Consider the following 18,288-nt stretch of genomic DNA (forward strand, 5'->3'; position numbering starts at 1 on the left):
CGGATGCAGGAGCTGCGTGCGAGGCTCAGGTCTTCTGTTTTTTCTTCTTTGCTGCCGGAAACAGGACGTTGTTGAGTATCAGCCTGTAGCCGCTGGAATTAGGGTGCAGGTTCAGATCTGTGGGCGGATCGCCAACGGCATGCTGGTAATCTTCGGGGTCATGCCCTCCATAGAAGGTCCATTGTCCTTTTCCAAATTCACCATGAATATAACGGGCTTCGTCGACGGCTTTTGATTCTCCAAGAACGAGGACGGTTGGCTTGAGAAGCGATTTCCTGAAGGCGGTGGTTTGTCCCATGAAGCCTTTTATCACCTGATCATGGTTTTGGGTGAGCATGGTGGGCACCACATCCCACTTAGCTGAAAAGTCAAATAGGGTAAAGAAGTCTTCGCTCCGCTCAAGTGATCGGGTTGCGGTGACGTCGATATCTGAAAATTCATAGTTATAGGGGTTCATATCAAGCCGGAAATTCTGAAAAGCGAGGCTCTTGGAGAAGTCGAGTTTCTGTTGTGCCTGCTTATCTGCCGGGTCGCCATCAAACATCGTCTCGCAGATATCAATGCCTTCGGCAGCCAATGCGATATCAAAGCTCTCGGTGCCGGAGCACATGGCGAAGAGAAAGCCTCCGCCTGCGCAGAAGTTACGGATGGAGAGGGCCACGTCGAGCTTCATTTGTGACACCTTTTTATAGCCAAGTCTTTTGGCGGTTTTTTCCTGAAGCTTCACATCTTCGGTGTACCAATCGGCCATGCGGAATGTAGACCAGAAGCGACCGTACTGGCCTGTAAAATCTTCATGATGGAGGTGAAGCCAGTCGTATTTGGCGAGCTCCCCCTTCAGTACCTCTTCGTCGTACAGGATGTCATAGGGGATCTCTGCATAGGTTAGAACAAGTGTGACCGCATCGTCCCAGGGAAGTTTATTTTTTGGCGAATACACGGCCATTTTGGGAGCTTTCTCCAGTTTGATAATGTCCATATTGACCTGGCTGTCGGATATGGTAGTGAGAATCTTGTTTGTGGCGAGATCAGTGAGCACCTGATAGGATACGTTCCTGATCCGGCATTCCTTTTCCAGTGTTTCCGAGTAGGAGAAGAGGAAGCTCCCGCCGCGGTAGTTGAGCAGCCAGTTGGCTTCTACCCCGTTTTGCAGTGCCCAGTAGGTTAATCCGTAGGCTTTCAGATGATTTTTTTGATCCTCATCCATTGCGACCAGGAGAGAGGCAGAACGTGCTCCTGAAGCGAAAAGGAGAAGGAGGCCGATCATCACAAGTCTTCGCATCATTGTAAATAGATTATTGGAAAAAGCTTTAATCCATTAAATCTAAATGAAATAATTAACTTTGGCATCTAATTTCGGAAATCATGAGTAAAGCAATCATAAAGACAGAAAAAGGCGACATGACCGTAGAGTTCTACGACAAAGACGCTCCTAACACCGTGGCTAACTTCTTGAAGCTATCTAAAGAAGGGTTCTACAATGGTGTGACCTTCCACCGTGTTATTCCTGATTTCGTTATTCAGGGAGGTGATCCAACAGGAACAGGTGCAGGTGGATCAGGTACACGTATCAAATGTGAGTTGACAGGTGAAAATCAGTATCATGACCGTGGTGTGTTGTCTATGGCTCACGCAGGACGCGATACAGGCAGCTCTCAATTCTTTATTTGCCATAGCCGCAACAACACGGCTCATCTTGACAGACATCATACTTGCTTTGGTAAGGTTGTGGAGAATGTGGATGTGGTAGATGCTATCCGCGCAGGAGACAAGATTTTGAGTGTTGAAGTAATCGAAGAAAACTAAGAACATGAATTTAAGAGGTCTGGTATCTGTTTCGGGCAAGCCGGGACTATACAAAGTTATTGGTCAGAATAAGTCGGGATTTGTTCTCGAGAGTCTGGATGAGCAGAAGGTGAAGCTTGTAGTAAACATCTCTACATCAAAGCTGGCTTCTTTAGAGGATATTACTGTTTTCGGTGAGAATGGTGATCTGAAGCTTATCGATATTTTTGAGAGTATCAAAGCAAGTGAGTCGGTTCCTGATCCTAAATCAGACGGCAAGACCTTAAGAGCATATTTCAGAGAAGTGGCTCCGGATCATGACGAAGAGAAGGTATACGCATCAGATATGAAGAAGATCCTGGTTTGGTATTCGATTATCAAGGAACTGCCTTTATTCGATGAAGAACCTGCAGCACTCCCTGCTCAGGCGGAAGCCGCAGAGGAAACATCTGAAGAAAAGTAACAGGAGCTTATCTCAATCGTGAAAGCGATATTTTGAGACTCAACCTGTACGGAAATTCTATCAGGTACCCGGATAAAATAAACGGAAAAGAGGCTGATCACCAATCGTGATCAGCCTCTTTTTGTTTTAGAACAAGTACATGATTGCTGCGCTGATCAGGATACCGATCACAATGAAGATCCAGAAACGCTTCTGTTCGCTGCCGGGATCTGCTCCCCTATAGCGATATTGCCTTGGTTTAAATGCCATATTGCTTGTATTTGGTTAATCGTGGTGATAGGGTTCGCCCTTGAGAATAGTAAAGCTACGGTAAACCTGTTCGATAAAGAACAAACGAACCATCTGATGAGAGAACGTCATTTTGGATAAAGATATTTTGCTGTTAGCCAATTTATAAATGCTTTCGTCAAATCCATAGGGTCCGCCCACAATAAACACCAGGTTCTGAATACCGCTAACCATCTTTTTATTGAGAAACTCTGAAAATTTACGGGAAGTAAACTCTGCACCGTTTTCGTCAAGCAGGATAACGTGGTCGGTCGGTTGAAGTGCCTTCTGAATCAGCTCAGCCTCTTTTGCCTTCTGCTGGTCCTCCCGGAGGTTTTTGGTGTTCTTTAGGTCGGGTATCTCAATCAGCTCGAACCGGATATAGTGTTTCAGCCGGTTAAGGTATTTGCTGATCCCTTCGATGATATATTTGTCGTCTGTTTTCCCTAAAACCAGGAACGTTATTTTCATTGGAGTATTCTTTAGAATGACGGTGGTGCGGAATGAGGGTTCTTCCGGCAGGTCATCATCATGATGAGCGTCTGGAGCGATCCCGAATGCCCCGCATGTTTCTCATGCGGATCTTCTGTCAAAAATACTGAATTTTGTGAAAGTCATTCTTTCATCATAAAGAGAGCCCTTGATGAATGGCTATATTGGGACAGGGATTTCGTCGTTCTAATACTACTATGAAAACTATCTTTGTAATGTGCTGTTTTTTGGTTGCCGCAATCAGTGGCTGTGCTCAGGAAAAGGTTGCTTCATCTGAGCAAGGAAAGCAGGATACGACCGTTAAAAAAATAATGACAAATAATATGAATTTCAATAAGTTGACTCCAGAAGAGGAACGCGTGATTGTTCACAAGGGCACGGAGTATCCGGGCACGGGCAAGCTTTTACATAATAAAGATAAGGGTACTTATATCTGCAAGAGGTGCAATGCACCATTGTATCGCTCAGAAACCAAGTTTGATTCGCATTGCGGATGGCCGAGCTTTGATGATGAGGTTAAAGGTGCAGTGAAGAGGGTGCCTGATATGGACGGACAGCGGACTGAGATTGTTTGCGCCAACTGCGATGCGCATTTAGGGCATGTGTTCCTGAACGAGGGTTTTACCGCCAAGAATACACGGCATTGTGTGAATTCGGTTTCAATGGATTTTGTTCCGGATTCAGAGTAATGAAAAAAATCTCTAACTTCACGGCCGATAATTTAGTTTTATGAAGTTACTCGAAGGAAAAACTGCGCTGATTACCGGCGCTTCAAAAGGAATTGGCCGTAAGATCGCTGAAAAATTCGCTGAACATGGGGCGAATGTAGCTTTTACTTATTTGTCTTCAGTGGAAAAAGGTCAGGCTCTGGAGCAGGAATTGCAGGGAGCAGGAACGAAGGTAAAGGGATATCGTTCGGATGCTTCCAAGTTCGACCAGGCTGAACAGCTGATCAATGATGTAGTTGCCGATTTCGGAACACTTGATATCGTTGTGAACAATGCAGGTATCACGAAGGATGGACTTTTGATGCGTATGACTGAACAGCAGTGGGATGAAGTTCTGGAAGTGAACCTGAAATCTATATTTAACGTTACGAAAGCCGCTTCTAAGGTGATGATGAAGAACCGCAAGGGTGTTTTTGTGAACATGAGCTCTGTTGTGGGTGTTCAGGGTAATGCCGGACAGGGAAACTATGCGGCTTCGAAGGCTGGTATCATCGGGTTTTCAAAGTCGATGGCAAAAGAACTTGGTTCAAGAAATATCCGTACGAATGTGGTTGCTCCGGGTTTCATTAAGACGGAGATGACCGAAGTATTAGATCCAAAAGTGGTAGCAGGATGGGAGCAGGGTATTCCGATGAAGCGTGCGGGGGAGACAGAAGATGTTGCGAATGTATGCTTATTCCTGGCGTCTGACCTGAGTGCGTACGTTACCGGGCAGGTTGTTGCCGTGGATGGCGGTATGCTTTAAGGCATAGCACCAGTCATAATTGCTATAATAGATACAAATTGGCATATTTACCATTGGTAATATGCCAATTTTTTTTGCCTTGGAATTTCAGATCAGTCATTTCTTGTGGTTACTATTCAGTGTCCTGCTGGGGCTTGGCTATGCTGCGTTCTTGTATCCGCGTCATCGGCGGGTTAGCGGAGTGCCCCGATCATTGGTTTTTACACTCCGGGCGCTTTGTGTTGCACTGATCAGCTTTTTGCTTTTTGCTCCGCAGGTGAGGTCCCGAAAGAAGACGCTGGAGAAGCCTGTGATTATACTGGCACAGGATAATTCAGCCTCTTTAGGTATGGGGACTGTTGATCCGGTAAAAGGTTCGCGCTACCGGGCAGCTCTGAAGAAACTCTACGATCAGCTTTCCCAGGAGTATCAGGTGGATACCCTGCTATTGGGTGATAGTGTAAGGGCTGGTTTTGCGGCTAACCTGGCTGATCAGCGTACCGATATTGCATCCCTCTTCCATACGATCAACAGTATGTACGCCGGGAAGAACGTGGGGGCCATTATCCTTGCGTCAGACGGGCTGTACAATCGGGGCGCTGACCCGCTTTCAGCCGCTCTGCCCTTGAAAGTGCCCATATATTCAGTAGCCCTCGGAGATACGAATCAGAAGAAGGACCGGCTTATAGCGAACCTCAGCTATAATGAGCTTGTTCAGGCCGGGAATGACTTCGAGGTAGGGATTCAGGTCGAGGCCTACGGTATTGAAGGTGAGAAAGCCCGGCTCTCTGTTTACCGTGAAAAAGAGCTGGTCTTTTCCAAAATGCTGGATATCCGATCTGCGGAATTTCGCACTTATCTCCCGGTGATTCTGCCCGCCCAGCGACCTGGGACTGTAGGGTATACGGTACGTGTGGATTCTGTGCCCGGGGAGGTCTCCGTTTCAAACAACATCAGGCAATTCTACGTGCAGGCGCGTGATATCAGGAAGAAGGTTCTGATCGTTGCTGATGCACCCCATCCGGACATAGCCACTCTCCGGCAGTCGTTTGGTATGGGCGGCACCTACGATGTGGCCCTCTCTTATGTAGAAGATCTTCAGCCTGCAGCTATCGAGAAAGCTGATCTGCTTGTATTGTATCAGATCCCATCTCAGAGACAATCGCTTCAGCGCCTTGCTCCAATTCTTAAAAGTAAGCCAGCACTGTATGTTCTTGGGGCCGGTAGTGATCTTCGCGCATTTTCCGCTATGCAAGGACTGCTTGATCTGAAGCCTGCCTCTTCTCTTCTGGAGCTACCGGCGGAGGTAAATGAATCCTTTCCGGCGTTCTCTCTTACTGATAGCCTTATTTCTGAACTGCCGAAACTAGGACCCTTACAGGTGCCCTTTTCAGATGTACGGTTCAAGTCGGCCCATCACGACCTGCTTTTCCAGCTTGCAGGAAAGCTTAAAACAGGCTGGCCGCTATTTAGCTTCTCTGCGGGAAGCAAACCCCGGATCGCGGTTCTCGGAGGGGAAGGGATATGGCGATGGCGCCTGGAGGCTGTTAATGCGTCAGGAAGCAGCGCTTTAGTAGATCAGTTGCTTGCTAAGAGCATGCAGTATCTGGTTGCTGATGATGACAGGAGAAGATTCAGGGTGTATCCTTCCCAGGAGGCTTATACCGATACGGAGCCTGTGATGCTGAATGCCGAGCTGTATAACGAGTCGTTTGAGCTACTGAACACGCCGGATGTAGCGCTCACCCTTCGCGGTGAAAATAAGCAGGTCTACTCCTATCAGTTCAGCAGGATAAACAATGGCTACACGCTGAACATGGGAACCTTGCCGGCGGGGGAATATCGGTACAGAGCAACCGCGCGTCAGGGTGCCGACAGACTTGAAGCAGAGGGCTTGATCCATGTGGGTTCCAATCAGCTGGAATTTCAGGAGACGAAAGCAAACCATCAGTTGTTGTATCAGCTGGCTAAACAAAGCGGGGCTAAGCTGTATAGTCCGGAACAGCTATCAGATATGTATAAGGCTATACGTGCTGACGAGATGGTTAAGACTATATCGTACGAAAAGACAAGAGTCAGCGATATAATAGATCTGAAGTGGCTATTCGGAATGATCTGTATGCTGCTGTTTTGTGAATGGTTCCTGCGAAAAAGGAACGGTGAACTATAGCGAGTTGGGGCTTTCTTTTTTAAACAAGTAGAATGGAAGGCCCGCATGTCTGCTCTTCCAGTCGCCTTCTATCGTTCCTTCGAAGTTTTCTTTTCCTTTGAAGGTGTATACGGTCTGTTTTTTGTCGTTCAGGCACCTGATGTTCCAGATACCGGTTTCAGGATCAATAGATCCAGAGATGGGGTAGGTTTTTCCTGAAGCAGCTTCATAGCAAGTGCCTCTGATAGAGAGCAGAGTGGATTCTACAGATGTTGGAGACTGTTCGAAGATGATTTTGATATAGGTTCTTCCCTTGATCTCTCCGATATAGGTTGAAAGTGAATTTCTCTTCAGAGGGGTGTCTTTATCAAGCACAATGACTTCTTTCTGGGCATCTGGTTGTTGTGCGGTGACAAAAGACGGCCCGGTTAAAGTGAAGGTAGCTAATATGAAGAAAAATGGTTTATGCAATTGGTTTGGAGTTGGAGAGGTTCCTAATCTAATTATTTCTCTATTTCTTTGTCTGGGATAATCACATATATATCCTCATTTTCTTTTTTCATGAGGTATTTTTCTCTGGCAAACTTTTCAAGCTTGGTCTGATCCGTAGTTAGTTCAGCCAGCGTTGTTTTTACCAGTTCGGTTTCTTTGGTGTAGAAGTCTTTCTCTTCCTGAAGTTTTTTAAGTTCGCTACGATAATCATACTGGGACATCAGATCGTTCCGATCAAAAAAGAGCATCCAGGCTGCGAATATGGAAGCAGACAGGAAGTATTTGTTGCTGAAAAGACTGAAAAAGCGTTTCATAGTGCTACAAATATAAAACATCCCGTATGGTTTTCATACAGGATGTCAATTATCAGTATTAAATATTAAAAACCAGTACTTTACGCAATTGCGCTAAAGTTGGGTTACTTTAAGAATTTAAAGTCTTTTCCGATGAAACGGGCAGAAGCACCTAGTTCTTCTTCGATACGGATCAGCTGATTGTATTTTGCGATCCTGTCAGAACGGGAAGCAGAACCAGTTTTAATCTGACCACAGTTAAGAGCAACTGCAAGATCGGCAATGGTGTAATCTTCTGTTTCTCCTGAACGGTGACTCATTACTGAAGTATAGCCATTGTTCTGAGCCAGACTTACTGCGTTGATTGTTTCAGAAAGGGAACCGATCTGATTTACTTTCACGAGGATAGAGTTAGCAACACCAGTTTCGATACCTCTCTGAAGAAATTTAACGTTTGTTACGAACAAATCGTCACCTACTAACTGGATTTTCTTGCCCAGTACGTCAGTTAATTTTTTCCATCCATCCCAGTCAGTTTCAGCAAGACCGTCTTCGATAGAAAGGATCGGGTATTTAGCAGCCCATTCAGCCCAGTATGCAACCATATCGTCGCTGCTGAATGTTTTGCCTGGGTTAGATTTGTAGAAGCTATATGTTTTGGTAGCCTCATCATACATTTCAGAGCTGGCAGCATCCATAGCGATATAGATATCCTGACCAGGTTTGTAACCAGCAGCTTCGATTGCCTGAAGTACAGTTTCGATAGCTTCTTCGTTGCTCTGGATTTCAGGAGCAAATCCACCTTCGTCACCTACGTTAGTAGAATAACCTTTTTTCTTTAATACTGATTTCAGGGTGTGAAATACTTCAGTACCCATTCTCAGTGCTTCAGAGAACGTGTCAGCGCCTACAGGCATGATCATGAACTCCTGGAAGTCGATCTTATTGTCAGCATGAGCACCACCGTTCATGATGTTCATCATTGGAATAGGAAGTGTATTTGCATTTACACCACCGATATAACGGTATAGTGGCTGACGGCTTTCCTGTGCTGCAGCTTTCGCTACTGCAAGTGAAACACCCAGGATTGCGTTTGCTCCGATAGAGCCTTTATTGTGAGTGCCATCGATATCGTTCATCAGTTTATCGATTGTATTCTGATCGAATACGTCAATACCCTGAAGTTCCTTAGCTAATTTTTCATTTACATTGTTTACAGCGTTAAGAACGCCCTTACCCATGTATTTGCTTTTATCGTTATCACGCAGTTCAACCGCTTCGAACTGACCGGTAGATGCTCCTGATGGTACGGCAGCGCGTCCAAGAGTTCCGTTTTCAGTTACTACGTCTACTTCAACTGTAGGATTGCCCCTCGAGTCAAGGATTTGGCGGGCATGTACGTCTAAAATTAAGCTCATTTGATTTTTATTAGTTTATTACCTGATTGGGTTATTTTCTTTTTTGTATGATTCGAAAATCACGCAGGATAAGGCCAAAAGTACTGTTTTTTGGCTCATCAAAAATAACTTATATTACAATTATTTATGATTAGAAACAAAAAACCCGCTAATAGCAGCTATTAACGGGTTGTAGTTTTATTTCGTTTCCTGAGGGATCATCATGTCCACAAACTGATCGAACAGATAGCGTGAATCATGAGGACCAGGAGAAGATTCTGGGTGGTACTGAACCGAAAAGGCTTTCTTGCCTTTAACCCGGATACCTTCGATGGAATTATCGTTGAGATTCAGGTGAGTGATTTCGACCTTGTCTGAATTATGAACATCTTCAGAGACTACGCCGAAGCCATGGTTCTGTGATGTTACTTCGCAATGATCGAGGATGATATTCTTAACAGGGTGGTTAAGACCGCGATGTCCGTTCTTCATTTTCATTGTGCGGATATCGTTTGCCAGTGCAAGCAGCTGGTGACCGAGACAGATACCGAATAGCGGCTTGTCTGCAGAAAGGGCTTTCTTTACCGTATCCAGAGCATAAGGCATAGAGGCAGGATCGCCGGGCCCGTTAGAAATGAAGTAGCCGTCAGCGCCCCATTGTTCCATTTCTTCAAATGGCGTTTTTGCAGGGAATACCTTAACAAATACATCTCTGTGATCGAAATTACGGAGAATGTTCTTCTTTACCCCAAGGTCAAGTACCGCGACACGGTGTTGGGCGCTCTCATTTCCGTAGAAATAAGGCTCTTGAGTGGATACCTGAGATGAGAGCTCCAGGCCTTCCATTGAAGGAACTCCCGCAAGCATCTTCTTCAATTCTTCGATATCCAGTACTTCTGAAGAAATGATCGCATTCATTGCGCCTTTGTCGCGAATATGGCGAACAAGCGAACGGGTATCGACATCTGAGATGCCTACCACATTTTCCTCCTGAAAATAGTCCTGGATCGATTTGTCAGATTGCTTACGGCTGTAGGCGATGTTGAAGTTCTTGCAAACCAGTCCGGCGATCTTAATGTCACCTGACTCAACCTCTTCCTGATTCACGCCGTAATTTCCGATATGTGCGTTGGTGGTTACCATGATCTGACCAAAGTAGGAAGGATCGGTAAAGATCTCCTGGTATCCGGTCATTCCGGTATTAAAGCAAATTTCCCCGGTTGTAGTGCCAATCTTTCCGGCAGCCTTTCCGTGGTACACAGTTCCGTCCTCAAGAAGGAGCACAGCAGGTAGTTTGATATAATTAATCATTTCAGTTTATGTCGTGTTGATTTGAATTCTTGTGTTCGCTTAATGTGTCATTTATCCACTCGTAGTACAGGTACTCTGCACCGGGACCGTAAGCCAGAATGAACTCATTCTCAGCGTATCCCTTGTTTTTAATGTTCGTAAATAAATGAAAAAGGTTAAAGTTCCCGAAAGATTTCCCGGATTCTGAGTACAACATACTGAAGCAGGTCACTTCAATTTTCACAGGGGACAAAGGTATAAAATTATTGTGAAATATCGAACTGGATGAGCATAGTTTTTCTACATTTGCCGGAATACCAATAGAGACGAGATATGTCAGTAAATACACAGATCAAACGTATCACCACCAATACTCTTCATGACATGAAAGCGAGAGGTGAGAAGATCGCCATGCTCACGGCCTACGACTATTCAATGGCCAAAGTAGTAGATGAAGCGGGGATAGATGTCATTTTAGTAGGTGATTCTGCTTCGAATGTGATGGCCGGACATGAGACCACATTGCCGATTACGCTTGATCAGATGATTTACCATGCAGCCTCCGTGGTGCGGGCAGCTGCACGCAGCCTCGTGGTGGTAGATCTTCCTTTTGGTACCTATCAGGGAAATTCAAAGGAGGCACTTCACAGTGCTATCCGTATTATGAAAGAATCGGGAGCTCACGCCGTGAAACTGGAAGGTGGCGAGGAGATCCGGGAGTCGGTTGAGCGGATTATTACTGCTGGAATCCCGGTTATGGGCCATCTTGGACTGACCCCTCAGTCGATCCATAAATTCGGTACGTACACCGTGAGGGCCAAAGAAGAAGCAGAAGCGAGCAAGCTGAAGCAGGATGTTCTTGCGCTGCAGGAAGCGGGTTGCTTTGCGGTAGTTCTGGAAAAAATCCCGGCTCAGTTGGCACGGGAAGCTACCGAGAGCCTCAAGATACCGACCATTGGTATTGGTGCAGGTGGCGATTGCGACGGGCAGGTGCTGGTTATTCATGACATGATCGGTTTGAACAAAGGCTTCAAACCGCGGTTTCTGCGTCAGTACGCAGATATGTATGGAATGATGAATGAAGCGGTTAAGTCATATGTGGATGATGTAAAATCCAGGGACTTTCCGAGTGAAAAGGAACAGTATTAATACGTTCAATGGCAAAGATCGATAAGACATATATAAGTCACGACGTTACAGAGAAGGATATCTTATATGAAGATAATCATCTGATAGCGGTGAATAAGCGCGGAGGCGATATTGTTCAGGTTGATGATACAGGGGATGAGTCTCTTGATGAGAAGGTGAAGAAGTATATCGCCAAAAAGTACAATAAGCCTAACGGTGCATTCCTGGGAGTGGTGCACAGACTGGATCGCCCGGTAAGCGGCGTGATCTTATTTGCCCGCACCAGCAAGTCCCTCGATCGTGTTAATAAGCTGTTTAAGTCCAGGCAGATGCATAAAACCTATCTGGCGGTGGTCAGAAACCGCCCGGTGCCTGAATCAGGTAATCTGGTACACTGGCTGGTGAAGAATCCACAGAAGAATGTGACTAAAGCGCATGACCAGGAGCTGCCGGGGAGCTTACGTTCTGAGCTTAACTATAAACTTATCGGGGAGCTCGGTGGATATTACCTGATCGAGGTGGATCCAATAACAGGAAGACCACATCAGATCCGCGTACAATTATCGACGCTCGACTGTCCGATAGTTGGAGATAATAAATACGGTTATCCACGGGGGAGCCTGAGAAAGACCATTGCTCTCCACGCCCGCAGGCTTCAGTTTGTGCATCCGGTGAAGAACGAGCCGGTAGACATTTTGGCGCCCCTGCCTCACGACGGTTTCTGGGAAAAGTTCGAACACCTGGTTTGATTGTTAGGATAAAGCCTCTGAAACCGCTATATTACGGTCTCTAAATGGTTGGATGTACAAATCAGTAGTTAAATCTTTCTTTACCTGGTATATTGGAGTAATCTTGAAGAAAGACTTCTCCAGGTTTTCGTTCAACAGGATTGTTTTCGATGAACAGCGTGCAGTGCTGTTGCTGGCCAATCACCATTCCTGGTGGGACGGCTTTATGATCTTCTGGATCAATCGTCTGTATTTTCGTAAGCGTTTTCATGTAATGGTAACCGAAGAGAACTACGTAAAGGTGTGGTTTCTCAAATATCTGGGGGCATTTCCGGTAGGCCGTCAGCCCAAGAAGATGATGAATGCGCTGGAGCATGCAGGTCAGCTTCTGAATGACCCTGACAATCTGGTGCTCTTTTTCCCGCAGGGGAAGCTGCATTCCAACCACGTAAAAGAGGTCACATTTGAAAAAGGACTGATCAATCTGATTAATTCTTCAAACAGGCGTTTTCAATACGTTTTCTCAGCATCTTTCGTTGATTATTTTGAAAAACGTAAACCTGCTGCCAGCTGTTATCTTCAGAGTTGGGAGGGCGCAGAGTTCACCAGCTTGCAGCTAATCAAGAGCGCTTACAATAAACACTATGAAAATTCCCGGCAGGAACATTGCCGAACTATCGTATAATACATGCTTGTTTTCTATGTAGTATTCTTCTTCCTCATACTGAGATTTACAATTAGTCTGTTCAATTTTATCTCTAACCCGAAGCTTCCTGTCTCCCCCAGAAGGTACACTGATCTGGTATCTATATTGATCCCGGCACGTAACGAGGCAGGGCGTATCGAACACCTTCTCCAATCTATTCTGGGACAATCGTATCAGCACTATGAAGTGCTTGTGCTGGACGACCAGTCTACGGACGATACTTACCAGATCTGCGAATCATTTTCAAGGCTGGACAGCCGGATCAGAGTGATCAGGGGGAACGCCCTTCCGGATGGATGGTTAGGGAAGAATTTCGCGTGTCATCAGCTGGGGCAGGTGGCCAAGGGGCGCTATTTTATGTTTATAGATGCAGATACGCGTGTAGGAGAAGGCTTGATAGATAATGCTGTGCACCGGACTAAGCGCGGACGGCTCGCCCTCCTGAGCTTATTTGCCAACCAGGTTATGGAGACGATAGGGGAACGGATAGTCGTTCCGCTGATGCACTTTATTTTGTTGAATCTTCTTCCTCTTCGTTTAGTGAGGATCTCCAAGAATGCTTCTTTTGCGGCGGCAAGCGGACAGTTTATGATGTTTGACGGACCCATGTATCAGATATATCACTGGCATGCACAGGTACGCGATAAGGTTCTCGACGATATGGAGATTGCCAAGCTGGTAAAAACCTATCGCCTGCCTACTGAGACTTTATTGGCAAACGGCTTTCTGTTTTGTCGTATGTATAGCGGTTATGATGAAGCAGTAAACGGCTTCAGTAAGAACATTCTCGCCGGCTTCAACAGGAATATCGCGGGTCTGATATGTTATTTATTGCTGGTTATGATCGGGCCATTATTCATCGCTTATTATTTGAGTTTGTCGCTCTTTATGTTTGCCGTGACGCTTATTCTTTTAAGCAGAATTATGATTTCGTTGATGAGTGGCCAGCACGTACTCTGGAACGTGCTTTTGCATCCTGTCCAGATGGTTTCACTCTCGCTGATTGCTATCGTTTCAATCATCAGGCATTTTACGCGCCAATCCATGTGGAAGGGGCGCTCAATTTAGTCATAACATGAAGTTCAAAACCTGTTCCCTGCTTATTATTCTCTTCTATAGCGTTGGTTTGTTTGGGTTCCTATATACCCCAACAGTCGACCTTTTCAAACAGCTCGTGCCCTTCCACCTGCTGCTGATGACGGGTTTGCTGATCTCCACACAACACGTGCGGGGCCGCTCTTTCTGGATCTTTCTGGCAATGACGTATGTTGCAGGTTTTCTCATTGAACTCGCCGGAACGCAAACGGGATTGATCTTTGGCAGTTATGCTTATGGCAGTACGTTAGGACTTAAGGTATTCGGTACCCCGCTGATGATCGGTGTCAACTGGATCCTGGTGATCTATTCAGTGGGAATGACCCTCGTACAATTCAGGGTAAGCAACCGCTATGCTTTTGTTTCGCTGGGAGCTGCGTCAGTAACGCTGCTTGATTTCCTGATTGAACCGGTAGCAATGAAATATGATTACTGGGACTGGGCAGGAGGCGTAGTTCCGGTTCAGAATTATATCGTCTGGTTCTTTTTCTCAGCTTTTTTGCTTTTTCTTTTTCAGCGCTCTGCCTTTCCTAAAGATAACCGGTCAGCATCGACGCTGTTCTTTGTTCAGTTTTTATTCTTTCTGATTCTCTATCTTCAGGTCTAAGTGATTGTTTATGTGGCGCTAAATATGCTACATCAAACGGAAACATTTTGCTATTTTTGCGTTAATTGTATTATGAGCTATAATCTACAGGTAACGATAGACGGGAATTCAGGCTTTTGCTTTGGAGTAGTTTACGCCATTGACATGGCCGAAGAGATATTGGAAGAAGACGGATACTTGTATTGTCTTGGAGATATAGTCCACAACGATGAAGAAGTTGAACGACTGAAAGCACGTGGATTGCGTATCATCAGCCATGATGAATTACCAGATCTGCATGGCGAAAAGGTGTTGATCCGCGCACACGGTGAAGCGCCTGAGACCTATCGTATAGCACTGAAAAATAATATCACACTGATCGATGCATCCTGCCCGGTTGTTCTGAAGTTGCAGAACAGGATCAAAGTTTCGCATGAAGAGGACGAACCTATCCTTATTTTCGGGAAGCATGGTCATGCCGAGGTAATCGGTCTTCAGGGGCAGACGAACAACGAAGCGCTGGTGTTTCAGGATATATCAGAACTGGACCATGTGGAACTTCCTTCCAGGTTTACGCTTTATAGCCAGACCACTAAAAGCACAGAGAAGTTTTATCAGATAAAAGAGGAGCTTATTCAGCGAGGGTACGACGTAAAGGCAAATGACACGATCTGCCGGCAGGTATCTAACCGGAATGAAGACCTCGAAAGCTTTGTAGTTAATTTTGATAAGATTGTTTTTGTATCGGGCAAGAAGTCGTCAAATGGTAAAGTGCTGTATGAAGTATGTAAGAAGCATAACCCGAATACCTATTTCATCTCACAGACCGAGGAGCTCGACATCAATCTTTTCAATCCGGGCGACAGGGTAGGTATCTGCGGAGCGACCTCAACACCTATGTGGCTCATGGAAAAGGTGAAAGCCGCACTGGAAGGCTTTTAATAGCTTCTGTATGAAACAGGCATCCAACTTTGGAATACTCGTCGCACTGCTTGTGATCTCCTGCTGGATGGCCAGTTTGTTTTCACTGCTTCAATGGGAATTCAGTTGGAGAAATCCGCTGGTCTACATCATGATCCTGGTACAGACTCATCTTTATACCGGACTTTTCATAACGGCACATGACGCCATGCATGGCACTGTGTCTTCCTCACGTAAATTTAATATCATAATAGGGCAAGTTTGCACGGCTCTATATGCGGCCTTCTCTTTTAAGAAGTTGATGGTCAAGCATCATCAGCATCACCGGCATGTGCATTCTGATCAGGATCCCGACTACCATGAGGGGCCCTTTCTGATCTGGTATTTTCACTTCATGAAAGAATACATGTCCGTGCTGCAGCTGATTATGATGGCAGTACTATTTAATGTGTTAACAATCTGGTTTTCAGAAAGCAATATTCTTCTGTTTTGGGTTGCCCCGGCCCTTCTGAGCACTCTTCAGCTCTTTTATTTTGGTACCTGGCAGCCCCATCATGGTGAGCATCAGAATATTCACCATTCCCGCACTTTGAAGAAAAACCATTTAGCCGGTTTTTTTTCCTGCTACTTCTTCGGCTATCATTATGAACATCATGAATGGCCCGGAGTGCCCTGGTGGAAGCTATGGCGCATGAAATAGGTGCATAAAATCGGCTATATTTGCAGCGAATTTATGAGTAAGAAAGGTGTTTTATTGGTAAACTTAGGAACCCCTGATAGTCCCTCCGTCAAAGATGTGAGAAGGTATCTGGATGAGTTCCTGATGGATGAACGGGTTATCGATATAAGTCAGCTTGGCAGGACTCTGTTGGTTAAAGGAATTATCGTTCCTTTCCGCGGTCCTAAATCAGCTAAGACGTATCAGAAGATATGGACGGATAATGGCTCGCCATTGATGTACTACAGTGAAATCATGCGCAAGGAACTGCAAAAGCGGTTGGGCGAAGAGTACCAGGTGGAACTGGGTATGAGATACCAGAACCCTTCGATCGAGTCGGCTCTGAATAAGCTTAAGGCAGGTGGAATAAAGAGCATCCGGGTGATTGCTTTATTCCCTCAATATGCTTCGGCAACAACGGGATCTGTGCACCAGAAAGTGATGGAAATTGTGAGCAAATGGCAGGCAATCCCCGATATATCCTTCATTAACTCTTTTCATAATGATCCCGAGATGATCGAGATTTTTGCGGAGAACGGAAGGAAGCACAATATTGAGACCTTTGACCATTATCTTTTCAGTTTTCACGGCTTGCCGCAACGGCAGTTGATTAAAGGTGACGACTCGAAGAAACATTGTTTGCAGTCGCCTGATTGCTGTGCTGTGTTATCCGACACCAATAAGTTCTGTTATTCGGCTCAGTGTCATGATACGGCACGGTTGATCGCCGATAAGTTGAATATCCCCAGGGATAAATACACCGTAACCTTCCAGTCGAGACTCGGAAAGGAGCCATGGGCTCAGCCTTATACCAGCGAGGTCGTTCATGATCTGGCTAAGCGAGGTGTAAAAAGACTGATGGTATTCAGTCCGGCTTTCGTAGCCGATTGTCTGGAGACAATTTACGAGATCGCAGAAGAATATGATGAGGAGTTCAGAGAACTGGGTGGTGAAAAGGTCCAGCTCGTTGAAAGTCTCAACGACAATCCTGTATGGATAGGAGTTCTTGAAAAGTTGGCTAAACAGCCTGTATAATATTTATTTTCTGAATACGTGCTGATCGAGGTATGAGAAGATCGCCTCGGTGGCACCTGTATTATTTTGAACGAGCCTTCGTGCAGCACTACCGCATTGATTGAGGTAATCGTGGTCCTGAAGCTCGTTCATTCTTTTTAAAAGCTCCTCATTGTTACTGATGCTGAACGCGGCACCTTCTGCAATCAGCATATTAGCCTCCAGAAAGCGCTTATAATTAGGTCCGAATATGACCGGAATGCCAAACGCTGCAGCCTCAAGCGTGTTGTGGATACCCACTCCGAAGCCTCCGCCAATATAGGCGATCTTTCCATACTGATATAAAGAAGACAGCATGCCGATGTTGTCGATGATCAAAACCCGGGTAGCAGGAGATATTGCAGAAGCGTCAACGTCTTTAATGCTTGAATACCTTACCGAGCTGCCAGCAGGAAGCAGGCCTTCCAGTGCTTTCAACTTCTCTGGCTTGATCTCATGAGGTGCAATAATGAACTTCCATTCGGGGTATATCTCTATAACTTTAGCTAACAAGCCCTCGTCTTCCGGCCAGGTACTTCCTCCAATGAGAACCTTAGCGGAGCCGCAGAAATTCCTTACCAATGGGAAATCTGTAGGATGAAGCGCGTTAGCGGTAACCCTGTCGAAACGAGTATCTCCTCCAATCGTAGCATGTTCGATTCCAATGTTCCTGAGTAAAGAAACGCTGGCAGCATCCTGAACAAATAGCTGGCTGACTTTCCGGAGTATAGAGCGGTGCAGACCGCCGTACCATTTAAAGAATATCTGTTCTTGTCTGAATATGGCTGATATGACGATCAGGGGGATAGATAGCTTGCTTAATTCATTAAAATAATGATACCAGTATTCGTACTTGGTAAAGATGGCCAACTTGGGGTTGATGATATCAATAAACTCGCGCGCGTTATGCCTGGTGTCAAGTGGAAGGTAAAATACATGCTCGGCCAGTGCGTAGTTTTTCCTCATCTCGTAACCGGAGGGAGAGAAAAAGGTGATCACTATAGGGTATTCCGGATAATCGGCTTTTATTTTTTCAATTACAGGTCTTCCTTGTTCGAATTCCCCCAAAGAGGCGAAGTGAAACCAGATTCGCTCTTTTTCACATTTCACCTGTTGTTTCATCGTTTGAAACAAGTTTTTTCTACCTTTAAGCCAAAGTTTTGCTTTAATGTTGAATGCTTGTGAGATTACAATCAGTAAATTGTATAATTGAATTCCAAGGTTATATATGAACAGCATCGAGACTTCTAATCTTTAATCACCGAAATTACTG

At 45.5% G+C, this 18,288-nt stretch carries 21 protein-coding genes; 13 read left to right on the forward strand and 8 right to left on the reverse strand.

Translation table 11 applies throughout. From position 1 onward, the window contains the following. Positions 1 to 25: 25 nt before the first annotated feature. On the reverse strand, positions 26 to 1,285 hold the full coding sequence (locus ACO1NU_RS11930; RefSeq protein ID WP_448818715.1) for an asparagine synthetase B: 1,260 nt from the start codon (positions 1,283 to 1,285) through the stop codon (positions 26 to 28). 80 nt (positions 1,286 to 1,365) lie between these two features. Between ACO1NU_RS11930 and ACO1NU_RS11935 the strand changes: the two genes are divergently transcribed. Next, positions 1,366 to 1,806 carry a peptidylprolyl isomerase gene (locus ACO1NU_RS11935; RefSeq protein ID WP_448818716.1) on the forward strand — a complete coding sequence of 147 codons (441 nt, stop codon included), beginning with the start codon at positions 1,366 to 1,368 and terminating at the stop codon, positions 1,804 to 1,806. 4 nt (positions 1,807 to 1,810) lie between these two features. Continuing rightward, the gene (locus ACO1NU_RS11940) at positions 1,811 to 2,248 is read left to right on the forward strand and encodes a DUF5606 family protein (protein WP_448818717.1); all 438 of its coding nucleotides are present in this window, start codon (positions 1,811 to 1,813) and stop codon (positions 2,246 to 2,248) included. Positions 2,249 to 2,374: 126 nt separating this feature from the next. Here the strand turns inward: ACO1NU_RS11940 and ACO1NU_RS11945 are convergent, their stop codons facing one another. Both ACO1NU_RS11945 and rlmH read right to left on the reverse strand, forming a co-directional pair. Continuing rightward, complete coding sequence (locus ACO1NU_RS11945; protein ID WP_448818718.1) at positions 2,375 to 2,497, reverse strand: hypothetical protein; 123 nt, start codon at positions 2,495 to 2,497, stop codon at positions 2,375 to 2,377. Between the two features lie 15 nt (positions 2,498 to 2,512). Beyond that, positions 2,513 to 2,986 (reverse strand): 23S rRNA (pseudouridine(1915)-N(3))-methyltransferase RlmH, encoded by a 474-nt coding sequence (gene rlmH, locus ACO1NU_RS11950; protein WP_448818719.1) that lies wholly within the window; start codon positions 2,984 to 2,986, stop codon positions 2,513 to 2,515. Positions 2,987 to 3,204: 218 nt separating this feature from the next. Here rlmH and ACO1NU_RS11955 point away from each other — a divergent pair, with 218 nt between their 5' ends. From ACO1NU_RS11955 to ACO1NU_RS11965, 3 genes are all read left to right on the forward strand, one after another. Continuing rightward, complete coding sequence (locus ACO1NU_RS11955; protein ID WP_448818720.1) at positions 3,205 to 3,696, forward strand: methionine-R-sulfoxide reductase; 492 nt, start codon at positions 3,205 to 3,207, stop codon at positions 3,694 to 3,696. Between the two features lie 40 nt (positions 3,697 to 3,736). After that, on the forward strand, positions 3,737 to 4,480 hold the full coding sequence (gene fabG / locus ACO1NU_RS11960) for a 3-oxoacyl-[acyl-carrier-protein] reductase (protein WP_448818721.1): 744 nt from the start codon (positions 3,737 to 3,739) through the stop codon (positions 4,478 to 4,480). 61 nt (positions 4,481 to 4,541) lie between these two features. Next, on the forward strand, positions 4,542 to 6,629 hold the full coding sequence (locus ACO1NU_RS11965; protein WP_448818722.1) for a hypothetical protein: 2,088 nt from the start codon (positions 4,542 to 4,544) through the stop codon (positions 6,627 to 6,629). On the opposite strand, the gene ACO1NU_RS11970 is transcribed toward ACO1NU_RS11965, so the two are convergent. From ACO1NU_RS11970 to carA, 4 genes are all read right to left on the reverse strand, one after another. Next, positions 6,624 to 7,079 carry a hypothetical protein gene (locus ACO1NU_RS11970; RefSeq protein ID WP_448818723.1) on the reverse strand — a complete coding sequence of 152 codons (456 nt, stop codon included), beginning with the start codon at positions 7,077 to 7,079 and terminating at the stop codon, positions 6,624 to 6,626. The genes ACO1NU_RS11965 and ACO1NU_RS11970 overlap by 6 nt on opposite strands. A 32-nt stretch (positions 7,080 to 7,111) precedes the next feature. Beyond that, positions 7,112 to 7,414: an FtsB family cell division protein gene (locus ACO1NU_RS11975; protein WP_448818724.1), complete on the reverse strand. Its 303-nt coding sequence runs from the start codon at positions 7,412 to 7,414 to the stop codon at positions 7,112 to 7,114. A gap of 104 nt (positions 7,415 to 7,518) precedes the next feature. Beyond that, positions 7,519 to 8,811, reverse strand: coding sequence for a phosphopyruvate hydratase (gene eno / locus ACO1NU_RS11980; RefSeq protein ID WP_448818725.1), 1,293 nt, complete (start codon positions 8,809 to 8,811; stop codon positions 7,519 to 7,521). A 177-nt stretch (positions 8,812 to 8,988) separates the two neighbouring features. Beyond that, positions 8,989 to 10,101: a glutamine-hydrolyzing carbamoyl-phosphate synthase small subunit gene (gene carA, locus ACO1NU_RS11985; RefSeq protein ID WP_448818726.1), complete on the reverse strand. Its 1,113-nt coding sequence runs from the start codon at positions 10,099 to 10,101 to the stop codon at positions 8,989 to 8,991. Between the two features lie 312 nt (positions 10,102 to 10,413). Between carA and panB the strand changes: the two genes are divergently transcribed. The 8 genes from panB to hemH all read left to right on the forward strand — a co-directional run bounded on the left by panB (position 10,414) and on the right by hemH (position 16,997). Next, positions 10,414 to 11,229 (forward strand): 3-methyl-2-oxobutanoate hydroxymethyltransferase, encoded by an 816-nt coding sequence (gene panB, locus ACO1NU_RS11990; RefSeq protein ID WP_448818727.1) that lies wholly within the window; start codon positions 10,414 to 10,416, stop codon positions 11,227 to 11,229. A gap of 8 nt (positions 11,230 to 11,237) precedes the next feature. Then, the gene (locus ACO1NU_RS11995) at positions 11,238 to 11,957 is read left to right on the forward strand and encodes an RluA family pseudouridine synthase (RefSeq protein WP_448818728.1); all 720 of its coding nucleotides are present in this window, start codon (positions 11,238 to 11,240) and stop codon (positions 11,955 to 11,957) included. 52 nt (positions 11,958 to 12,009) lie between these two features. Further along, entirely contained in the window at positions 12,010 to 12,621 is a 612-nt protein-coding gene (locus tag ACO1NU_RS12000) for a 1-acyl-sn-glycerol-3-phosphate acyltransferase (RefSeq protein WP_448818729.1), read from the forward strand. Between the two features lie 3 nt (positions 12,622 to 12,624). Continuing rightward, positions 12,625 to 13,710: a glycosyltransferase family 2 protein gene (locus ACO1NU_RS12005; RefSeq protein WP_448818730.1), complete on the forward strand. Its 1,086-nt coding sequence runs from the start codon at positions 12,625 to 12,627 to the stop codon at positions 13,708 to 13,710. A 7-nt stretch (positions 13,711 to 13,717) separates the two neighbouring features. Beyond that, positions 13,718 to 14,344 carry a carotenoid biosynthesis protein gene (locus tag ACO1NU_RS12010; RefSeq protein ID WP_448818731.1) on the forward strand — a complete coding sequence of 209 codons (627 nt, stop codon included), beginning with the start codon at positions 13,718 to 13,720 and terminating at the stop codon, positions 14,342 to 14,344. Positions 14,345 to 14,416: 72 nt separating this feature from the next. After that, complete coding sequence (locus tag ACO1NU_RS12015) at positions 14,417 to 15,265, forward strand: 4-hydroxy-3-methylbut-2-enyl diphosphate reductase (RefSeq protein ID WP_448818732.1); 849 nt, start codon at positions 14,417 to 14,419, stop codon at positions 15,263 to 15,265. A gap of 10 nt (positions 15,266 to 15,275) precedes the next feature. Then, a complete protein-coding gene (locus ACO1NU_RS12020) occupies positions 15,276 to 15,944 on the forward strand; it encodes a fatty acid desaturase (RefSeq protein WP_448818733.1) in 669 nt (222 codons plus the stop codon). A 33-nt stretch (positions 15,945 to 15,977) separates the two neighbouring features. Then, positions 15,978 to 16,997, forward strand: a complete 1,020-nt coding sequence (hemH, locus tag ACO1NU_RS12025; RefSeq protein ID WP_448818734.1) for a ferrochelatase — start codon at positions 15,978 to 15,980, stop codon at positions 16,995 to 16,997. Positions 16,998 to 17,000: 3 nt separating this feature from the next. Here the strand turns inward: hemH and ACO1NU_RS12030 are convergent, their stop codons facing one another. Continuing rightward, positions 17,001 to 18,137 carry a 3-deoxy-D-manno-octulosonic acid transferase gene (locus ACO1NU_RS12030; protein WP_448818735.1) on the reverse strand — a complete coding sequence of 379 codons (1,137 nt, stop codon included), beginning with the start codon at positions 18,135 to 18,137 and terminating at the stop codon, positions 17,001 to 17,003. Positions 18,138 to 18,288: the final 151 nt, after the last annotated feature.

Source organism: Arcticibacter sp., assembly GCF_053551015.1.